Raw genomic sequence first — 16,559 nt, 5'->3', positions numbered from 1 at the left:
GTCACCTCCCGGCCGTACGGGCGCGGCCGGCGGACCGTTCCGCCGGGTCGAGTGCCGCCTTGGCGGCCAGTTCGGTGGTGGAACGGCCGTCGAGGTAGGGCAGCAGGACGACTTCCCCGCCCCAGCTGCCCACCAGCGGTGCCTCGGGGAGCCGAGCGAGTGCGTAGTCCCCGCCCTTGGCCCAGATGTGGGGGCGCAGCTCCTTCAGCAGCCGCTCGGGGGTGTCCTCGTCGAAGACCGCGACCGCGTCGACACAGCTGAGGGCGCGGAGGACCCGGACGCGGTCGGCGACCGGCACGAGCGGCCTGGTCGCACCTTTGCGTCGGCGGACGGACGCGTCGGAGTTGACGCACACGATGAGGCAGTCGCCGATGCGCCGTGCCTCTTGGAGGAGAGCGACGTGGCCCGCGTGCAGCAGGTCGAAGCAGCCTCCCGCCGCCACGACGGTTCCGCCCCGGGTGCGGACCCGGTCGGCGAGCAGCGCCGGTTCCGGGTGGGGAACGGCCTCCGGGGCCGGTGGGTCCGGATCCTGGTCGTGCGGCAGGCCGGCGGCGCCGCCGTCGGTGACGTACCGGGTGGCGGCGTGCACTGCCCCGTGCACCGCCTTCTCCGGCAGCGCGCCGTCGGCCAGCAGTCCGGCAGCGGTCGCGGCGAAGCGGTCACCGGCTCCGCAGGCGTCGCCCGGCGCGCGGTGGGGTGCGGGCACCAGCAACGGAGCGTCCCCGTGGGAGAGCAGCGCCCCGTCCGGTCCCAGGGTCACCGCGACCGAGTTGACCCCCCAGCTTCGGATCAGCTTCCGTGCGTCCTCGGCCGCGTGGTGCAGCTCGGGCCGTGCACCGTCGGAGCGGGCACCGCCCCCGGCCGTCGCCTCCTCCGCGTGAGCGGCGAACGCACGGGCTTCGGCCGCGGAGGGCGTGACGAGCCTGGTCCCCTTTACCGGCGGCCCGCCCCTGGGGTGGGGGTCCCAGACCACGGGTACCTTGCGGGCGGCGCGGGCGAGCGCGTCCCGCAGGACGTCGGCGGCGCCCCGGCCGTAGTCGGCGACCAGGATGGCCGAGGCGGCGCCGACCGCCTCCCTCGCCTCGTCCGTCGCCCCGGCCGCGCGTCCGTCGCCGTCGTCGAGCCTGAGCACCGGCACGCCCTGGGCGAGAATCCGGGTCTTGCAGGCGAGTTCGCCGGTGAGGGGGATCTCGATGACGCGGACACGGTCGTGCAGCAGGCGCCGCAGCGTACGGGCGGCCTCGCCGTCGCCCAACGCCGTCACCAGGGTGACGTCCCGGCCGTCGGCAGCCGCGAAGCAGGCCGCCAACGCCGCGCCGCCCGGCCGTGTGCCGCGGCGGGCCCCGTGGACCACCGGGACAGGGGCGTCGGGGGCGAGCCGGTCGGCCGTGCCGGACAGGTCGTGGTCGAGGAGGGCGTCCCCGACGACGAGCAGAGGGGCCGGTGCGGTCACAGCGCGCCTCCCTCGACGGCCACCGCGGGGGGAGAGGGCCGCCGCGAGGCCGCCGCCTTCTCCTCGCAGACCTGGTCGAACGCCTCGCAGAGCATGTGGACCGCCACCAGGTGCAGCTCCTGGACGGTCGCCGAGACAGGGGCGTCCACACACACCGCCTCGTCGCAGGCCGCTTCGAGCGGGTTGGGCGCCGGGCCGGTCAGGGCCCAGACGGTCATGCCGATGCGGCGGGCCTCGGCGGCGGCCGAGAGGAGGTTGGCGCTGGCGCCGCTGGTCGACAGGAGCATCAGGACGTCGCCGGGGCGGCCGTGGGCACAGGTCTGCCGGGCGAAGACCTCCTGGACGCCGTAGTCGTTGGCGATGGCGGTCGTGGAGGAGGTGTCGGCGTGGAGGGCGAGTGCCGAGAACGGCGGCCGGTCCTCGCGGTAGCGGCCCACGAGTTCGGCGGTCAGATGCTGGGCCTGCGCGGCGCTGCCCCCGTTGCCGGCGACGAGCAGTCTGGCCCCGCCGCCGAGGCGGCCGGCCAGCTCGCCGCCCCAGCGGTGGACGACGGAGCAGGAGTTCCGGAACGCGGTGAGGGCTTCCATGAGGTCGTCGCAGTGCTGGGCGTTGCGGGTGGGGTTCATCGGACTGCTCCCGAGAGTGAGGCGGAGGCGCGTACGGCGCTGTAGACGCGCGCGACCCCGTCGGCGACACGGTCCCAGCTGTAGTGCGCGAGAACGCGTTCACGGCCCGCCCTGCCGTAGCGGGCCAGCCGTTCCGGATCGTCGAGCAACGCGACGATGACCCGGGCGAGGTGTGACGCGTCGCCGGCGGGCGGCACCAGGGCTCCGGTGACGCCGTCCACGACGGTGTCGAGGTGGCCGCCGACGGCGGTGGCGACCACCGGCGTCCGGCAGGCCATGGCCTCGATCGGCACGATGCCGAAGGGCTCGTAGTCGGGCAGGGACAGGACCAGGTCCGCACTCGACATCAGCCGGGGCATCCGGTCGTGGGCCACCGCGCCGAGCAGGGTGACGCGGTCGGCGACGCCGTACTCCTCGGCGACCTTCCTGAGCCGCTCCGCCTCCGGCTCGGCGAACAGCAGATCGGCCTCCGGCCCGCCGGCGATGAGGAGTTCGGCGTCGGGTACGGCGGCGAGCGCGGCGATCGCGCGATCGAATCCCTTGCGCCGTACGAGTCTGCCGACCGCCACCAGTCGACGGGGCCCGGCAGCCGCACGGCCGGCGTCGGCGACCGGGGCGAAGTGCCGCGGGTCCACACCGCAGGGCACGACGGAGACGCGGTCGCGGTCTACCCCCATCGCGACCAGCTCGGCGACCTCGTCCGCACAGGTCGCCAGCACGCGGCGGCACGCTCTGCCGATCGCCGCCTCGATCGCCAGACGCCTCGGCGGGCTGGTGTCCTCGCTTCCCTGGTGCCGCTTCTTCACCGTGCCGAGCGCGTGGTACGTCTGCACGACGGGGATGCCGAGCCCCCGGGCTCCGGCCAGTGCCGCCGTGCCGGACATCCAGAAGTGGGCGTGCACGACGTCCGGTGGGGCGGCCCTCCAGCGGTTCGCGAGGAAGGACCCGAACTCCGGCATGTGCGGGAGGAGTCCGTCCTTGGGGACGCGTCGCGCCGGTCCCGCGGGAACGTGGACGACCTTCACACCGCCCGCCGTGGTCAGTTCGGGGTGCAGGCCGGGGGCGTCCCGGCGGGTGTAGACGGTGACGTCGTGCCCGCGCAGGGCGAGGTGGTCGGCGAGCTGGGCGACGTACACGTTCTGGCCGCCGGCGTCCGGTCCGCCGAGGTCGGCCAGCGGACTGGCGTGCTCCGAGACGAGGGCGACACGCAGCGGGGCCGGTCGGGCGGGGCTCATCGCGTGACCTCTTTCATCAGGTGTTCCCAGTCGTCCAGGAAGCGCTGCACCCCGTACCTGGTCTGCACGGCCGCCCGGGCCCGCTCCCCCGCGTAGGCCGCCTGGGCCGGGTCCGCGAGGAAGGCGCGTACCGCTTCGTCGAGGACCTCCGGGCGGTTGGACACGACCCCTGCGTCGTCGGGCACGGCCTCGCGCACCTCGGTGGTGTCCAGGGCGACCACGGGCATCCCGAGGAACATCGCCTCCAGCAGCGACAGGCCGAGCGACGTCCATCGCACCGGGTGAAGGTAGAGGCGGCAGCGGGCCATGGCGGGGTGCAGTTCACCCTGTGGCAGGTCGCGCGTGCGGACGCGGTCGGGTGGCAGCCCGAGGTGGGCGCCGAGCCCTTCGGTGCGCATACCGAAGACGTCCAACGGAGCGACCCCGGCGAAGTGCGGCAGCAGATCGGTTCCCATCGTGCGTCCCCGGCGGACCGGGTCGTTGACCACCACCGCGGCTCTGGCCTCCGCACCGGTCCACAGCGGCCCCGGGTCGATGACGCCGTGCTCGATCACCGTGGCGGGGGCCCGGCCGCTGTCCCACATCAGCCGGTTGAAGTGGGTGACGTGGACCAGGGGGATGTCGTCGCGGTCGGCGAGCGGATGCCGGGTGCCGACGGGCGTGCCGTCCGGGCTGTTGTGCTCGACGTAGACCGCCGGGACGTCGGCGCCGGGACGTCGCCCGGTCCAGGCGTGGGCCAGGGTGATCTCGTGGGGACGCTGGAGCACCATGAGGTCGATGTCCTGCTCGCCCAGCTCCTGCGGGCTCACCTCGCGCACGTTCGGCGGCCACTTCCACGTGGCCGCCCGGCCGAGGCCGTCCGGCCCGCGGTCCGGGGTGACGGGGACGAGGTAGGTATGAGGTCCCTGGACGAACGAAGTCGCCCAGGAGCCGTGGACATGCCAGATGAGGATGTTCATGCGTGCTCCTCGATGAGTTCCCGGACGGCTCGTACGACGTCCTCGGGGGTGATGTCGTCGAGACACGGGTGGCCGGGGACGGGGCAGTGGCGGGCCCGGCTGTCGGCGCATTTCGCGGACTGGTCGCCGAGCAGGACGGTCGGCACTCCGAAGGGGGCCCAGCGTTCGGCCGGGACCACGGGGGCGAAGAGGGAGACGACCGGGGTGGAGACCGCGGCGGCCAGGTGGGCCGGTCCGGTGTTGCCGCTGACCAGCACGTCGGCGTTGCGCAGGACTCCGGCCAGCGTCCGGGGGTCGGTGCGGCCGCCGAGGTCCAGGGCCGCCTCACCGCTGACGTGGCGGGTGAGGGCCGTCTCGTCCGGGCCGCCGGTGACGACCACGCGGTGGCCCGCGTCCGCGAGGCTCCGCACGGCGGCGGCGCAGCGCTCGGGGCTCCAGGCGCGGGCCGGTGCGCTGGCGCCGGGGTGGACGACGACGTACGGGCCGTTGCCGGTCAGCGGCACGGTGTCGGGGGCGGGCAGCACGCGGAGCCGCCCGTCGTCGCCGGGCGGTGGGGCGAAGCCCATGGCCACGGCGGTGTCCAGTGCCGCCTCGGCCTCGTGGCGGTCGGGGAGTCTGCGGTGCCGGACGTCGAGCAGGCTGCCGGGGTGGTCGGTACTGTCGGCGCCGATACGCGGCACCCCGGCCATCCTGAGCAACAGGGCGGTGGGCAGCGGGCTCTGGTGGAACGAGGTGAGGACGAGCGCGCTGTCGTACGCCTCGGCGCGTACACGCCGGACCATCCCGTCGATGTCGGCGGCGTCCACCGGCGGAGGGTTCACTCCTTCCCAGGGCGCGTCCCAGACCAGTACGTCGTCGACCCCCGGAAGCAGCCGGGCGGCGGCCTCGCCGCGGGGGCCGCAGACCAGGGTCACCCGGGAGGCGTGGGCGGCGACCGCGCGGACGGCCGGGCCCGCCAGCAGGACGTCGCCGAAGCTGTCCAGCCGCACGACCATCGCTTTCACCACATGTCCCCCTCGCGCTCCAGGACCATCCGGACCGCGCCCAGCACATCGGGGGCCGTCCAGCGTTCCCGCTCCACCTCCGAAGGCAGCGTCGCCGCGTTCGGGACGAGGACGCCCCGTGCTCCGGCCGCCCGTGCCGCGAGGACGTCGGCGCGGATGTCACCGATCACCACGCACTCGGCCGGCGGCACACCGAGTCGGCGGGCGGCCTCGACGACGAGTCCCGGTCTCGGTTTGCGACAGCCGCACCGGTCTTCCGGGACATGCGGGCAGAACACCCAGGTACCGAGCGCGCCCAGGAGTTCGTCGGCCCGGCGGTTGACCAGGACGACGTCGTCCTCGGAGATCAGCCCTCTGCCGATGCCCGACTGGTTGCTGACCACTCCGGTGGCGACACCGCCGGCGCGCAGCAGCGCGACCGCCTCGCGGGCGCCCGGCAGCAACCGCACCTTCTCCGGGTCCCCGTTGTAGGGGACGTCCTCCACCAGGGTTCCGTCCCGGTCGAAGAGGACGGCGGAGACCGGGCGGGGGGCCGGGTGCAGGCCGCTCATCGGGGGCCTCCCACGGGCTGGGCGGCGCGGTGCCTGACCCGGCCGCTGAGGCGGTGCCAGCACGCCAGGGGAGGGATGAGCACGCTTGTGACGGCCATCGTGACCACCTCCGGCCGGTCACGGGGGCCGGGGGCGATGCGCGCCCAGGCGAACTCCGCGGTGGCCGCGGCCCACAGTCCGGTGGCGAGCAGGGCGGCCCGGGGGCGGCGCGCGGCAGCGCCGAGGACGGCGGCTGCCGCCAGCGCGGTGATGGCGGTGTGGCCGGGCAGACGGCCTCGTGGCGCCTGGGCCCGGTCCCACCAGCCGGTTCCGTGGAGGCGGTTCATGAGGGCGTCGTCGGAGTTTCCGCGTTGGGCGCGCACCGAGGCCCAACGGCCGCTCGGGCGGACCGGATGAAAAGTGACGCGTTCGCCCCGTCGCAGTGACCATCCGGCGTCCATGACGCGCAGGGCGAGGTCGGCGTCCTCGCGGAAGGCACGCGGGAACCTCTCGTCGAAGCCGTCGGCCTCTTCGAGCACGGTCTGCCGGTAGGCCATGTCCGCGGTGGCCCAGGCCGCGCCCTCCAGACCGGCGGTGCCCCGCTCCCAGTCCGTGGGCCTGCGGTGCGCGGGCAACGGCACCGACAGCCGGCCCTGCACTCCCCCGGTGCCGTCACCGGCCGCCGCGAGGTCGGCGGCGAGCCGGTCGCGCCAGTCGGGCGACACCTGGACGTCGTCGTCGAGGAACACCACCCAGGGGGCGTTCACCGCTCGCCAGCCGGCGTTCCGCGCGGCGGCCGGGCCTCGCCCGCCGGTGGCGACGGAGCGCACGCGGAGGTCTCCGGCGGACCCCAGCGGCAGGGCGCTGCCGGGCGCGGGCCGGTCGTCGACCACGACGACCTCCGTCGGCGGCGGCCCCTCGCACGCGGCCAGTGCCCGTAGGCAGTCGTCCAGGCAGGGCCGGCCGATGGTGGGGACGACCACCGCGTATGCGGCGTGTTCATGGGGCCGGTTCACGCGAACGCCCTTCCGCGCCGCACCGCGAACGGTCCGAGCGCCAGCAGGTCCACCGGGGCGGACCCGAAGCACTCCAACGCGTCACGGGGGTCGTCGACCATGGGCCGGCCGGCCGTGTTGAGGCTGGTGTTCACCACGACGGGCAGACCGGTGCGCCGTTCGAAGGCGGCGAGCATGCGGGCCACGAGGGGCTCGTCCGCGGCGTTCACGGTCTGGGCGCGGGCGGTGCCGTCGACGTGGACGACCGCGGGGATGCGCTCTCGCCACTCCTCGGCGACGTCGTGGACGAAGAGCATGTACGGGCTCGGCACCGGCCCGTCGAAGAGCTCGGCCGCCCGCTCCTGAAGCACCATGGGGGCCACCGGCCGGAACTCCTCACGCCCCTTGACCGCGTTCAGCCGCTCCAGGTTCGCGGCCCGGCCCGGGTGGGCCAGCAGGGAGCGGTGGCCGAGAGCCCGGGGCCCGAACTCGGAACGCCCCTGGAACCACGCGACGACTCCGTCCCGGCTCAGTTCCTCCGCCACCGTCTCGGCGATGTCGTCGGGTTCCTCGTACGGTACGGCGGCCCGCTCCAGCCAGCCGCGCAGTTCGTCGTCGCTCCAGCCGCGCCCGAGCGCGGCGGTCGGCATCGCCTCGACCGGCTCCTTCTCGTTCGCCACATGGAGAGCGGCCCCGAGGGCGGTCCCGGCGTCGCCCGCGGCGGGCTGCACCCAGATCTCCCGGAAGGGGCTCTCGCGGTACAGGCGCGTGTTGGCCACGCAGTTCAGCGCGACCCCCCCGGCGAGGGCGAGCACGTCCTCGCCGGTGCGGCCGTGCAGCCACGACGCCAGCTCCAGGAGGACCTCCTCCAGCCGTGCCTGGGCGCTCGCGGCGACGTCGGCGTGCTCCTGCGTCCAGGGAGCGCCCGGGGCGCGTCCCGGCACCAGGGACTGCCACGGCACCGGGCGGGCGGTGAATCCGCCCGCGCCGTCGGTGTGGACGAACTCCCGCAGCCGGTCGGCGAAGCGCGGTTTTCCGTAGGAGGCGAGCGCCATGACCTTGAACTCGTCGCTGCTCCGCAGGAAGCCGAGGTGCTGGGTGAGGTCCTCGTAGAACAGGCCGATGGAGTCCGGGAGCCGCTGCGAGGTCAGGACGGTCAGCTGACGGTCGACGTAGCGGCCGGAGAGGTGGGATCCGCACTCCCCTCGCCCGTCGAGGACGAGGACCGCGCAGTCGGGGTGGGGGGACGCCTGTCCGGCGGAGGCCGCGTGGGCGACGTGGTGCGGGACGAAGCGGACCTTCCCGGCGTCGAGTCCCGGCAGGGCTTCGGCGAGGAACTCCGGGGCCCGGCGGGCGTACTCCTGCCGCAGGTGGTCCCACGGGTCGTCGAGGCCCAGCCGGTCGGCGGGAGCGGCGAGGCCGGGGTCGTAGGAGTAGGCGACCACGTCGAGATCGGCGGGGCGCAGGCCTGCCTGTTCGAGGCACCACCGGGCGCTCAGCTCGGGCAGCTCCCACGCGGAGAACGGAAGGGGGCGCTTGCCGTGCTTGCGACGGCTGAAGCGCTCCTCCTCCGCGGCGGCGACGATGGCGCCGTCGACGACCAGAGCGGCGGCCGGGTCGTGGAAGAGTGCGTTGACGCCGAGGACGCGCATGGAAACCTCCGTCAGTCTCGCGGGGCGGGGGACACGGGGCCGGGCGTGGCGGAGAAGTGGGCGATGGTCCGCTTGATGCCCTCCTCCCACCCCACCCTCGGCTCCCAGCCCAGGAGTTCGCGGGCCAGCGTGGTATCGGGCCGACGCCGCTCGGGGTCGTCCTCGGGGCGCACGATGAAGGTGAGCGGGGAGGAGGATCCTGCCAGCGCGATCACCCGGCGCGCGATGTCCAGGACCGTGGCTTCGTCGCCGCCGCCGATGTTCACCGGTCGGACGGCCTGGCTCGCCGCCACGCGCAGCACCCCGTCGACGGTGTCGTCCACGTAGCAGAGCGAACGGGTCTGGCTGCCGTCGCCCGCCACGGTCACGGGGTCGCCCGCGAGCGCCTGGCAGACGAAGGTCGGGACGGCCCGGCCGTCGTGGGCGCGCATGCGCGGTCCGTAGGTGTTGAAGATCCGCACGATGCCGGCGTTCATGCCCTTCGTCCCGGCGTGGGCGGTGACCAGCGCTTCGGCGAACCTCTTGGACTCGTCGTACACGCTGCGCGGGCCCACCGGGTTGACGTTGCCCCAGTAGTCCTCGCGCTGTGGATGGACGAGGGGGTCCCCGTAGACCTCGGACGTGGAGGCGAGCAGGAATCGGGCGCCGTCGCGGTGCGCGACCGTCAGGGCGTTACGGGTGCCGAGGCTCCCCGCGTCCATGGTTTCCAGCGGGTGGCGCAGGTAGTCGGCGGGTGAGGCGGGACACGCGAAGTGCAGGACGAGGTCGTAGGGGCCTGACAGTTCGTCCGCCGTCCGGTCGGAAGAGACGTTGCAGCGTACGAACCGGAACCCCTGGCGGCCCTCCAGGTGAGCGATGTTGTCCAGGGAACCGGACAACAGGTTGTCCGCGCAGTCGACTTCGACTCCTGCGTCCAGCAGCCGCTCGCACAGATGGGAGCCGAGGAATCCGGCGCCTCCGGTGACGACGGCGCGACGCCAGGGGGCTGGTGTCGTCATCAAGGACATGGGTCCGCCTTTCGTCCGTGCAGGGGTGTCACACACGACTCCTGGACAGCGCCGTACCCTTGACGACCAACGGACGGCAGAGCCCGGGCCGGGATGCTCCGGCGGACGATGGGGCGCCACGGCGGGCAGTGCCAGGACGCCCGCCGTGGTCCCGACGGGCTCGGCGGGCTGAGTTCCCTGGCGCGTACGTTTCACACCCGGAAGTTCACCGGTTCCTGCGGGAACCCCCGAACGGCCCCGCAGCGGTGGACATGTGCTCCGGCGGCAGGTCGCGCAGGGCCCGCCTGCTCCCCGGTCGCGACGAGTGGGGCGAGGAACAGACGGGCCGGCAGGAATGCGGGGCCGTGACCTCAGTCGGTGGAGAGCGCCTCGACGAGGTCTCCCACCTGGCGGTCGGGCAGGGCGCGGGCGACGTCCGCGGTGGCGACCATGCCGACCAGGGTGTGGCCGTCGATGACCGGCAGCCTGCGGACCTTGTGCGAGGTCATCGTGCGCAGGATCTCCTCGGCGGGGTCGTCGGCGCCGATGGTCACCGCCTCCCCCTGGGCCAGCTCGCCGGCCGTGCAGCCCGCCGGGTCCTTGCCCGCACCGAGCACCTTGATCACGATGTCGCGGTCGGTCAGGACGCCCTTCAGCTTGTTGTCGGTGCCGCAGATCGGGAGAGCGCCGACGCCGAGGTCCTTCATCTTCTTCGCGGCGTCCAGGATGTTCTCCTTCTCACCGACGCACTCCGTGCCGCTGGTCATGATCTCGCGTGCGGTAGTCATGTATCTCGTTCCCTTCCTGGGATCGTGCGGATCGTCCGTAGCGCGGCGGGTTCCCCACCGGGGACGTTCCTAACGCCCGGTTCCTCCGGCCGGGCGTATGCGCCATGGGAAGCCGATACGAGTGCGTGCCGCCGCGTCGCCGGCTCGCCGGCGCTGTGGCCCGGGACGAAACGCCCTGCTTCTGTGACCGCGGCGCCCGCCTCCACGGGAAGCTCCCGCCGACAACGGCTTCTCAGCCCTCGACACCGGTCGCGTGGTGCGGTGCGCCGACCGGCTTGGATTCCGGGGAGCCACGCTGGCGCAGGTAGACCGACAGGATGACCATGGAGGCCACCGCGAGAAGTTCGGACTGCCAGTTCTGCAACGTCCGGCCCCAGAAGTCGGCCGACAGGATGTATCCGCTCCAGTCGATGGGCGGCTGAAGGTTCCGGAGCCGCTGTTCGTTGTAGGCCGCCGTGCCCGCGACGGACTGAGCCAGCCACGACAGGAGGAACAGCGCCGCCATGACCAGGCCCAGCGAGCGCGAGAACAGTTTCTGGCGGATCCCCTCGGCCGCCGCCCAGCGGGGGGAGTCGTCACGCGCGTGGGCTCCGACCCGCTGCGTCTCGTCGTCCTCCGGGCCCGCCTTGTCCATCTCCTTCGATTCGGGGGAGCCGCGCTGGAGCAGCCAGACGGTGCCGAAGATGTAGAGGAAGAACTGCAGGTACTCCGACTGCCAGTTCTCGGTCACATCGACGGCGAAGTCCGACGACATCAGGTATGCGGTCAGGGACACCGGCGCCAGGGAGTCGACGAGCAGCCCGTTGTTGAACTCGGCGTGGCCCACGAGGGCCTGTCCGGCCAGGGTCAGCAGGAAGGCCGCGGCGAAAGCCAGAGTGAGCGAGTTGTCCCGCAGGAATCTACGCACCGGCCGCGGCCTTCCCTCCTGCACGTCCTCGTCGACGAGGCGGCACTCCCCTCACCTGTGCGTCAGACCCAGCGCGGTGAAATAGGCGAGCCCGCAGACGACACCGGTGAGACAGAGCACGAACAGCGCTTTCGTCACGGTCACCCGCCTTCGACGACACAGGTGTACGGCCGCCCCGGGTCCGGCGTACAGCCGGCGGCCACGACCTTCCAGCCGTCGGGGAAGCGTGACAGGAACAGCGTGTCACCGTCGAAAACGGTACGTCCCTGATTCCCGTACACATCGACCCTGCGGACCGGGCCGGCCACCGGCAGCTCTTCGCCCGCGATGACCGTGACACACGGCTTCCCTTCAGAGGATTCGAGCGTGTCGCGGGTCGCGGGGGCCAGCAACGCGCACGTCGCCGCCGCATCCCTGGTGCGCAGCCCTTCTCGGAAGGCCACGGCCGCGTCCCGCACCTCGGCCGTACGACCGCCCGCCCCGCCGCACCCCGTCAGCAGGAGCATCGCCGCGAGCAGAGGAGCCAGAAGCGGAGCCGGAAACGCTCCTGGCGAGCGGGGATACGCCATCGTGTCTCCGTCCACCGGCCGGCCCTCCGGGGACATCATGGGCGTGTGAGGCCGCCCGCCGCCCTTCCGACACGCCTCGGCGCCCCATCCCGGGTCGACTTCCGGCAGCGGCGCTGCCGACGGCCCCCGGCTCGGAGCCGGGGGCCGTCGGCAGGCCGGGGGCGGTCGGCAGGCACTGCGGGCAGCGCGTCACCAGGAGGCGCCGCCGACAACTCCTCGGAGAGGTCCGATACGGCGCTGCTCGATCGGCGCCGTCACGCAGTGCGCGCGGGCGTCGCTCACGGGTGATCCGGGCGCTCCTCGGGCGGGACCCCGCCACCGGGGCCTCCGCCCTTGTCTCCCTTGTCCCTTCCGTGCGCGTGCGCGCCTCCACCGCGGGGCGTTCCAGGCTCTCGCGCCTTCCTTTCGGCGCTGTCCTGCGGGGTTGCCCCACCCTTGTCGCTGCGCCGCTGTTCCGGTTGCTGCGGGTTCGACATCGCGATCGCTCCCTCCGCTTGAATCGGTGCGCCACCCGAGTCCCCGAATGGCTTCCTCTCAAACATGTCTCCGTCCTGAGCGGGTCTCTGCCCTGATCGAGGTGGACGTCTCGGTTCCGGCCGGCTTCCCCCGACCGCGTCCGGCCCCGCTCCAGCGTTTGGCAGCTGACCACGGTGGTACCCGGCGACAGCAGGGCCGCTCCACGCGCACCACCTCGCGCGCACCGCTCATGGTGAGCTACCGCGCAGCTGCCTCCGCCGAGCCGCGACCGATCTGGGGAGATGACGTCATGACCGACCCCCGCCCCTTCTCCGGGCAGGACGAGTCCTACTGGATGGATACGACGGATGCGCCGCCGTACCCGCGCCTGACCGAGGACATCGCCGTCGACGTCGCCGTGGTGGGCGGCGGCATCGCCGGTCTGAGCACGGCGTGGGAGCTCGCCCGGGCGGGCCGGAGGGTCGCGGTGCTGGAGGCGGACCGCATCGCGTCCGGCGTCACGGGCTACACCACGGCCAAGGTGTCGGCGCTGCACTCGCTCGTGTACGACCGGCTGCGGCGGGCCCATGGCGCCGAGGCCGCCCGGCTGTACGCCGGCTCACAGCTGGACGCGGTGGAGCGGCTGGCGGCGATCGTCGGCGAGGTGGGCATCGCCTGTGATCTGGAGCGCGTGAGCGCCTACTCCTACGCGGCCGGGCCCGCCTCCCGCGCGGCCGTCGAGGCTGAAGCCCGTGCCGCTGCCGACGCGGGTCTCGACGTCTCGTACGTCACGGAGACGGAGCTGCCCTTCCCCGTCGGCGGCGCGGTACGCCTCGACGGACAGGCGCAGTTCCACCCGCGCGCCTACCTCCTGGCTCTGGCCGAGGACTTGCTGGGCCTCGGGGGCCTCGTCTTCGAGCGGACCCGGGTCACCGGACTCTCGGAGGGGCAGCCGTGTCGTCTCACCACTGAGGACCAGCGGGTGGTGACGGCCCGGGACGTGGTCGTCGCCACCCATTACCCGGTCTTCGACCGCGCGATGCTCTTCGCGCGGCTGTCGCCCCGACGGGAGTTGGTGGTCGCCGCGCCGGTGGCCACCGACCGGGCCCCGAAGGGGATGCACATCACCGAGGACGAGGGGAAGCGGTCGGTGCGGACTGCGCCGCTCGACGAGAGCCGCCGTCTGTTGATCGTCACCGGGGAGAGCTTCACACCGGGAACGGGCGATCCGCGGGAGGGCTTCCGCCGTCTCGACTCCTGGATGCACGAACGCTTTCCGGTGGGCGCCACCACCTATCGGTGGGCGGCGCAGGACAACGACCCCAGCGATACGGTGCCACTCATCGGCCCCCTCCATATCGGGGCTCGTCATACGTACGTGGCGACCGGCTTCGGTGGCTGGGGAATGACCGGCGGCGTCCTTGCGGGCCGGCTGTTGACCTCTCTGATCACCGAGTCCGAAGCCCGGCCGGCCTGGGCGGAGCTGTACGATCCGCGACGTATCGCGGGTGTACTCCGCGAGGGCTCGGCGCTGTTGAAGCAACAAGCCGATGTGGCCAAGCACTTCGCCGGCGACCGGATGCGGGTGACCCACGTCGACTCGGTGGGCGACATCGTGCCGGGCACGGGCGCCGTCGTGCGGGTGAAGGGGCGGCGCTGCGCCGTTTACCGGCATGAGGACGGCACGGTGCGGGCCGTCTCCGCCCGCTGCACCCACCTCGGCTGCCTGGTGTCCTTCAACGATGCGGAAGCCACCTGGGAGTGTCCGTGTCATGGCTCCCGATTCGGGACCGATGGCACCGTGCTCCAGGGGCCGGCGACGAGCGCTCTGGAAAGGCTGGAGGTCCCCGGCGAGGCGGAGTGAGCCCGGCCGGCCGGAGAGCGGTATCGGTGCGATCGTCGGCGACGGCCCGCCGCTGTCCGACAGAGCGGCACTGGAGATGTCCGGCCTCTCCGAGGACGGTCTCGGCCCCCAACAGGCCCGGGAACGCACGGAGCTGCGACATCGGGAGGCGCTCTATCGGGGCGGCCGGCCCGAGCCCCGAGTCGTCGGCAGGACCGTGGTTCTGGTCGACGACGGCCTCGCCACTGGGCTCACCGCCCGTGCCGCCCTGCGTCACCTGCGCCGTCGGACTCCGGGCCGACTGATTCTCGCCGTACCGGTCGGCGCTCCCGGCAGCCGAGACCGCCTGAGCGGGGCTGCGGACGATGTCCTCTGCCTCCTGCAGCCGCCGGGCCTCCGGTCCGTGGATGAGTGGTACGACGACTTCGACCAGGTGACGGACGGCGAAGTCCTCGCCCTCCTGCATGGCCGCTGAGATCATCGGCCGCCCTCGGCGTCTTCGGATGGACCACCATGAGCGCGGACGAGCGCGTTCACACGGGCCGCCGCACCCGAAGCCGAACAGGAGCTTCGGCTGATGGGGGCGGCGCGGCCCAGTCGTCGAGCTGCGGCCATCCGGGCGCGACGAGGGCCGGTTGGCCGCGCGTGCCGGCTCGCCCCGTGGCTGCCGTGTCGACGAAGGCGCGCTCCCGCGCCCGCGGAAACGCCACTCGGATGCTGCCTGCCGATCAGGGAACTTTCGTCATGTTTTTCGTGTCTTATCTGACTTTCATGATGATTCATGGCATGTCTTAGGCGATCAGGTGATCAGTACGACAATCATCTCGGATTGAAGGAGCCTTCATGCGCATCTCCAGTTCCGTCCGCTCCCGCAGCGCCCGTACGGGCGCCAAGGTCGCCGTCGCGGTCGCGGCCGCCGGCGCCACCCTGGCCGGAGCACCCGCCGCCTATGCCCTTCCCGGCGACAGCGGCAACATCGACATCCGCTCGGTCAGCTGGCACTCGAGCAGTGACCGCGACGGGGTCGAGGTCTGCAAGTTCGTGCTGGCTGCGAGCAACTTCGAGTCGTTCCCCTCGGTCCCCTGGACGATCACCGAGCAGCCCCCGACCGTGCCGCCGGGCACCACCCTGATGGACAGGCTGCCGCTCATCAACGGCAGTGCGCGCAGCGAGACGTACCTGCTCCCGGAGGGCACGTACCAGCTGGTGTGGGTTGTCCCGGCGGGCCCGAAGCAGAAGAGCTTCAAGGTCGAGTGCCCCGACCGCGGTCACGGCGGCGGGAAGCCCCACAAGCCGCAGAGGCCGATCGGCGGTGTCCCCGCGGGCGGCGGCGGTGTCCCGGACATGGAGCCCGTCAGCTCCGAGAGCGACTCGAACGCCGGAGCGGCCGCCGCGCTGGCTGCCGGGGCCGCCGGAGCCGCGGGCCTCGTCATGATGCGCCGGTCCGCACGTCGCCGTGCCCGTGGCGAGGCGTAACGCCCGCTGCCGACGGCGACGACGAGGGCCGACGCGCGCGTGCCGTCTCACCATGACGCTGTGCGTGACGTTCTCCCTGGTGGCCGGCATCGTCTGGGTGTCCTCGGGCTCCTCCGAGGACACCCGGACGGTCGCCGCCGCCCGCGGCAGCGACGCCGCGGGCGGTGGGAGGGAGCCGTTCCGGCGGGCACCGCACAAACCGGAGAAGCACGTGCCCGCCTCGCACGCTCCACTGGTGCCCTCCCGCCCACTGAAGGTCGCCATTCCCGCCATCTTCATCGAGGCGGCGGTCACCGGACTCGGCCTCGACGCGAAGGGCCGGCTGGAAGCCCCGCCGTTGAGCAAGCCCAAGCTGACGGGCTGGTACGAGAAGGGGCCGTCGCCCGGCGAGAACGGCACGGCGCTGCTCGTGGGCCACCGGGACACCAGGACCGGCCCCGCCATCTTCCTCAACCTCAACGCACTGCGCCGGGGCGACAAGGTCAACGTGGTGCGTGCGGACCGCAAGACCGCGGTGTTCACGGTGGACGCGGTGAAGACGTACACGAAGGACAAGTTTCCCGACGACAAGGTGTACGGGGAGACCGGGCGGCCCGAACTACGGCTGCTGACCTGCGGCGGGCGTTTTGACGAGAAGGCGGGTTACTCGGCGAACGTGGTGGTCTTCGCGCATCTCACATCATTGAAGAAGGCGGCCTGAGCGCCGCTCAGGGTCGGCCGGCACCTCGGGGACAAGGTGCCGGCCGCCCTCGCGACCGAGGCGGGGGCCTCACTCAGCCGCCCGGCCGATCTCGCCCCGGGACCAGGCCAGATCGCCCAGGCGGGCCTCGGCGAAGGCGTCCTGGGTGACCGCGCTGTCCACACCTCGCTGGAGTGCGATGGCGGCGTCCTCGGGTCGCCCTCCGGTCTCCAGGTCGTAGGCGGCTCTGCTGTAGGCGGCCGTGGCGGGGGCGATGTCGAGGAAGCGGTGATCGCCGAGTCCACCTAGGCACTGTTTCTCGGATCGCCTGACTTGGGTGGGGTGTTGGGGCCAGGCTGGCTTCATGGGTCGTGGGGATCTGACGAATGCGGAGTGGGATC

The 16,559-nt window shown here is 72.9% G+C and carries 17 protein-coding genes; 4 read left to right on the top strand and 13 right to left on the bottom strand.

All coding sequences use genetic code 11. The annotated features are described in order from the left end of the window. Position 1: 1 nt before the first annotated feature. The 12 genes from rfaE2 to ACH4KB_RS13290 form a co-directional block, all read right to left on the bottom strand. Entirely contained in the window at positions 2–1,453 is a 1,452-nt protein-coding gene (gene rfaE2, locus ACH4KB_RS13345) for a D-glycero-beta-D-manno-heptose 1-phosphate adenylyltransferase (protein ID WP_398066092.1), read from the bottom strand. Further along, positions 1,450–2,079: an SIS domain-containing protein gene (locus ACH4KB_RS13340; protein ID WP_398066091.1), complete on the bottom strand. Its 630-nt coding sequence runs from the start codon at positions 2,077–2,079 to the stop codon at positions 1,450–1,452. Before ACH4KB_RS13340 ends, rfaE2 begins: the two co-directional genes overlap by 4 nt. Then, positions 2,076–3,314 (bottom strand): glycosyltransferase, encoded by a 1,239-nt coding sequence (locus ACH4KB_RS13335; RefSeq protein WP_398066090.1) that lies wholly within the window; start codon positions 3,312–3,314, stop codon positions 2,076–2,078. The genes ACH4KB_RS13340 and ACH4KB_RS13335 overlap by 4 nt, the downstream gene beginning before the upstream one ends. Beyond that, positions 3,311–4,273, bottom strand: a complete 963-nt coding sequence (locus tag ACH4KB_RS13330; RefSeq protein WP_398066089.1) for a glycosyltransferase — start codon at positions 4,271–4,273, stop codon at positions 3,311–3,313. Before ACH4KB_RS13330 ends, ACH4KB_RS13335 begins: the two co-directional genes overlap by 4 nt. Continuing rightward, positions 4,270–5,277, bottom strand: a complete 1,008-nt coding sequence (locus tag ACH4KB_RS13325) for a glycosyltransferase family 9 protein (protein ID WP_398066088.1) — start codon at positions 5,275–5,277, stop codon at positions 4,270–4,272. Before ACH4KB_RS13325 ends, ACH4KB_RS13330 begins: the two co-directional genes overlap by 4 nt. Continuing rightward, positions 5,274–5,828, bottom strand: a complete 555-nt coding sequence (locus tag ACH4KB_RS13320) for a D-glycero-alpha-D-manno-heptose-1,7-bisphosphate 7-phosphatase (protein WP_398066087.1) — start codon at positions 5,826–5,828, stop codon at positions 5,274–5,276. Before ACH4KB_RS13320 ends, ACH4KB_RS13325 begins: the two co-directional genes overlap by 4 nt. After that, complete coding sequence (locus ACH4KB_RS13315) at positions 5,825–6,823, bottom strand: glycosyltransferase family 2 protein (protein WP_398066086.1); 999 nt, start codon at positions 6,821–6,823, stop codon at positions 5,825–5,827. Before ACH4KB_RS13315 ends, ACH4KB_RS13320 begins: the two co-directional genes overlap by 4 nt. Beyond that, entirely contained in the window at positions 6,820–8,454 is a 1,635-nt protein-coding gene (locus ACH4KB_RS13310; RefSeq protein WP_398066085.1) for a carbamoyltransferase, read from the bottom strand. The genes ACH4KB_RS13315 and ACH4KB_RS13310 overlap by 4 nt, the downstream gene beginning before the upstream one ends. An 11-nt stretch (positions 8,455–8,465) precedes the next feature. Next, positions 8,466–9,452 carry an NAD-dependent epimerase/dehydratase family protein gene (locus ACH4KB_RS13305; RefSeq protein ID WP_398066084.1) on the bottom strand — a complete coding sequence of 329 codons (987 nt, stop codon included), beginning with the start codon at positions 9,450–9,452 and terminating at the stop codon, positions 8,466–8,468. A 359-nt stretch (positions 9,453–9,811) separates the two neighbouring features. After that, entirely contained in the window at positions 9,812–10,228 is a 417-nt protein-coding gene (locus tag ACH4KB_RS13300) for a CBS domain-containing protein (RefSeq protein ID WP_398066083.1), read from the bottom strand. Between the two features lie 232 nt (positions 10,229–10,460). Next, positions 10,461–11,135, bottom strand: coding sequence for a DUF6766 family protein (locus tag ACH4KB_RS13295; RefSeq protein WP_398066082.1), 675 nt, complete (start codon positions 11,133–11,135; stop codon positions 10,461–10,463). 140 nt (positions 11,136–11,275) lie between these two features. Continuing rightward, on the bottom strand, positions 11,276–11,704 hold the full coding sequence (locus tag ACH4KB_RS13290) for a hypothetical protein (RefSeq protein WP_398066081.1): 429 nt from the start codon (positions 11,702–11,704) through the stop codon (positions 11,276–11,278). A gap of 766 nt (positions 11,705–12,470) precedes the next feature. Between ACH4KB_RS13290 and ACH4KB_RS13285 the strand changes: the two genes are divergently transcribed. The 4 genes from ACH4KB_RS13285 to ACH4KB_RS13270 all read left to right on the top strand — a co-directional run bounded on the left by ACH4KB_RS13285 (position 12,471) and on the right by ACH4KB_RS13270 (position 16,179). Further along, positions 12,471–14,024 (top strand): FAD-dependent oxidoreductase, encoded by a 1,554-nt coding sequence (locus ACH4KB_RS13285; RefSeq protein WP_398066080.1) that lies wholly within the window; start codon positions 12,471–12,473, stop codon positions 14,022–14,024. Positions 14,025–14,100: 76 nt separating this feature from the next. Beyond that, positions 14,101–14,478 carry a phosphoribosyltransferase family protein gene (locus ACH4KB_RS13280; protein ID WP_398066079.1) on the top strand — a complete coding sequence of 126 codons (378 nt, stop codon included), beginning with the start codon at positions 14,101–14,103 and terminating at the stop codon, positions 14,476–14,478. A gap of 368 nt (positions 14,479–14,846) precedes the next feature. Further along, positions 14,847–15,479: a hypothetical protein gene (locus ACH4KB_RS13275; protein ID WP_398066078.1), complete on the top strand. Its 633-nt coding sequence runs from the start codon at positions 14,847–14,849 to the stop codon at positions 15,477–15,479. Between the two features lie 52 nt (positions 15,480–15,531). Then, positions 15,532–16,179, top strand: coding sequence for a class F sortase (locus ACH4KB_RS13270; protein ID WP_398066077.1), 648 nt, complete (start codon positions 15,532–15,534; stop codon positions 16,177–16,179). 69 nt (positions 16,180–16,248) lie between these two features. Here ACH4KB_RS13270 and ACH4KB_RS13265 read toward each other — a convergent pair whose 3' ends face one another. Then, the gene (locus ACH4KB_RS13265) at positions 16,249–16,524 is read right to left on the bottom strand and encodes a hypothetical protein (RefSeq protein WP_398066076.1); all 276 of its coding nucleotides are present in this window, start codon (positions 16,522–16,524) and stop codon (positions 16,249–16,251) included. Between the last annotated feature and the right edge of the window lie 35 nt (positions 16,525–16,559).

It is taken from the genome of Streptomyces sp. NPDC017520, from assembly GCF_044329855.1.
Taxonomy (GTDB): domain Bacteria; phylum Actinomycetota; class Actinomycetes; order Streptomycetales; family Streptomycetaceae; genus Streptomyces.
The sequence above is the reverse complement of the archived record's forward strand: the minus strand, read 5'-3'. Positions and strand labels throughout refer to the sequence as shown.

What these genes read in the sequence shown, in the direction of transcription:
- ACH4KB_RS13270 (WP_398066077.1), top strand. Translation starts at nt 15,532, where the DNA reads ATGACGCTGTGCGTGACGTTCTCCCTGGTGGCCGGCATCGTCTGGGTG.
- ACH4KB_RS13275 (WP_398066078.1), top strand. Translation starts at nt 14,847, where the DNA reads ATGCGCATCTCCAGTTCCGTCCGCTCCCGCAGCGCCCGTACGGGCGCC.
- ACH4KB_RS13330 (WP_398066089.1), bottom strand. Translation starts at nt 4,273, where the DNA reads ATGAACATCCTCATCTGGCATGTCCACGGCTCCTGGGCGACTTCGTTC.
- ACH4KB_RS13310 (WP_398066085.1), bottom strand. Translation starts at nt 8,454, where the DNA reads ATGCGCGTCCTCGGCGTCAACGCACTCTTCCACGACCCGGCCGCCGCT.
- ACH4KB_RS13280 (WP_398066079.1), top strand. Translation starts at nt 14,101, where the DNA reads ATGTCCGGCCTCTCCGAGGACGGTCTCGGCCCCCAACAGGCCCGGGAA.
- ACH4KB_RS13265 (WP_398066076.1), bottom strand. Translation starts at nt 16,524, where the DNA reads ATGAAGCCAGCCTGGCCCCAACACCCCACCCAAGTCAGGCGATCCGAG.
- ACH4KB_RS13300 (WP_398066083.1), bottom strand. Translation starts at nt 10,228, where the DNA reads ATGACTACCGCACGCGAGATCATGACCAGCGGCACGGAGTGCGTCGGT.
- ACH4KB_RS13335 (WP_398066090.1), bottom strand. Translation starts at nt 3,314, where the DNA reads ATGAGCCCCGCCCGACCGGCCCCGCTGCGTGTCGCCCTCGTCTCGGAG.
- ACH4KB_RS13290 (WP_398066081.1), bottom strand. Translation starts at nt 11,704, where the DNA reads ATGGCGTATCCCCGCTCGCCAGGAGCGTTTCCGGCTCCGCTTCTGGCT.
- ACH4KB_RS13320 (WP_398066087.1), bottom strand. Translation starts at nt 5,828, where the DNA reads ATGAGCGGCCTGCACCCGGCCCCCCGCCCGGTCTCCGCCGTCCTCTTC.
- ACH4KB_RS13285 (WP_398066080.1), top strand. Translation starts at nt 12,471, where the DNA reads ATGACCGACCCCCGCCCCTTCTCCGGGCAGGACGAGTCCTACTGGATG.
- ACH4KB_RS13305 (WP_398066084.1), bottom strand. Translation starts at nt 9,452, where the DNA reads ATGACGACACCAGCCCCCTGGCGTCGCGCCGTCGTCACCGGAGGCGCC.
- ACH4KB_RS13340 (WP_398066091.1), bottom strand. Translation starts at nt 2,079, where the DNA reads ATGAACCCCACCCGCAACGCCCAGCACTGCGACGACCTCATGGAAGCC.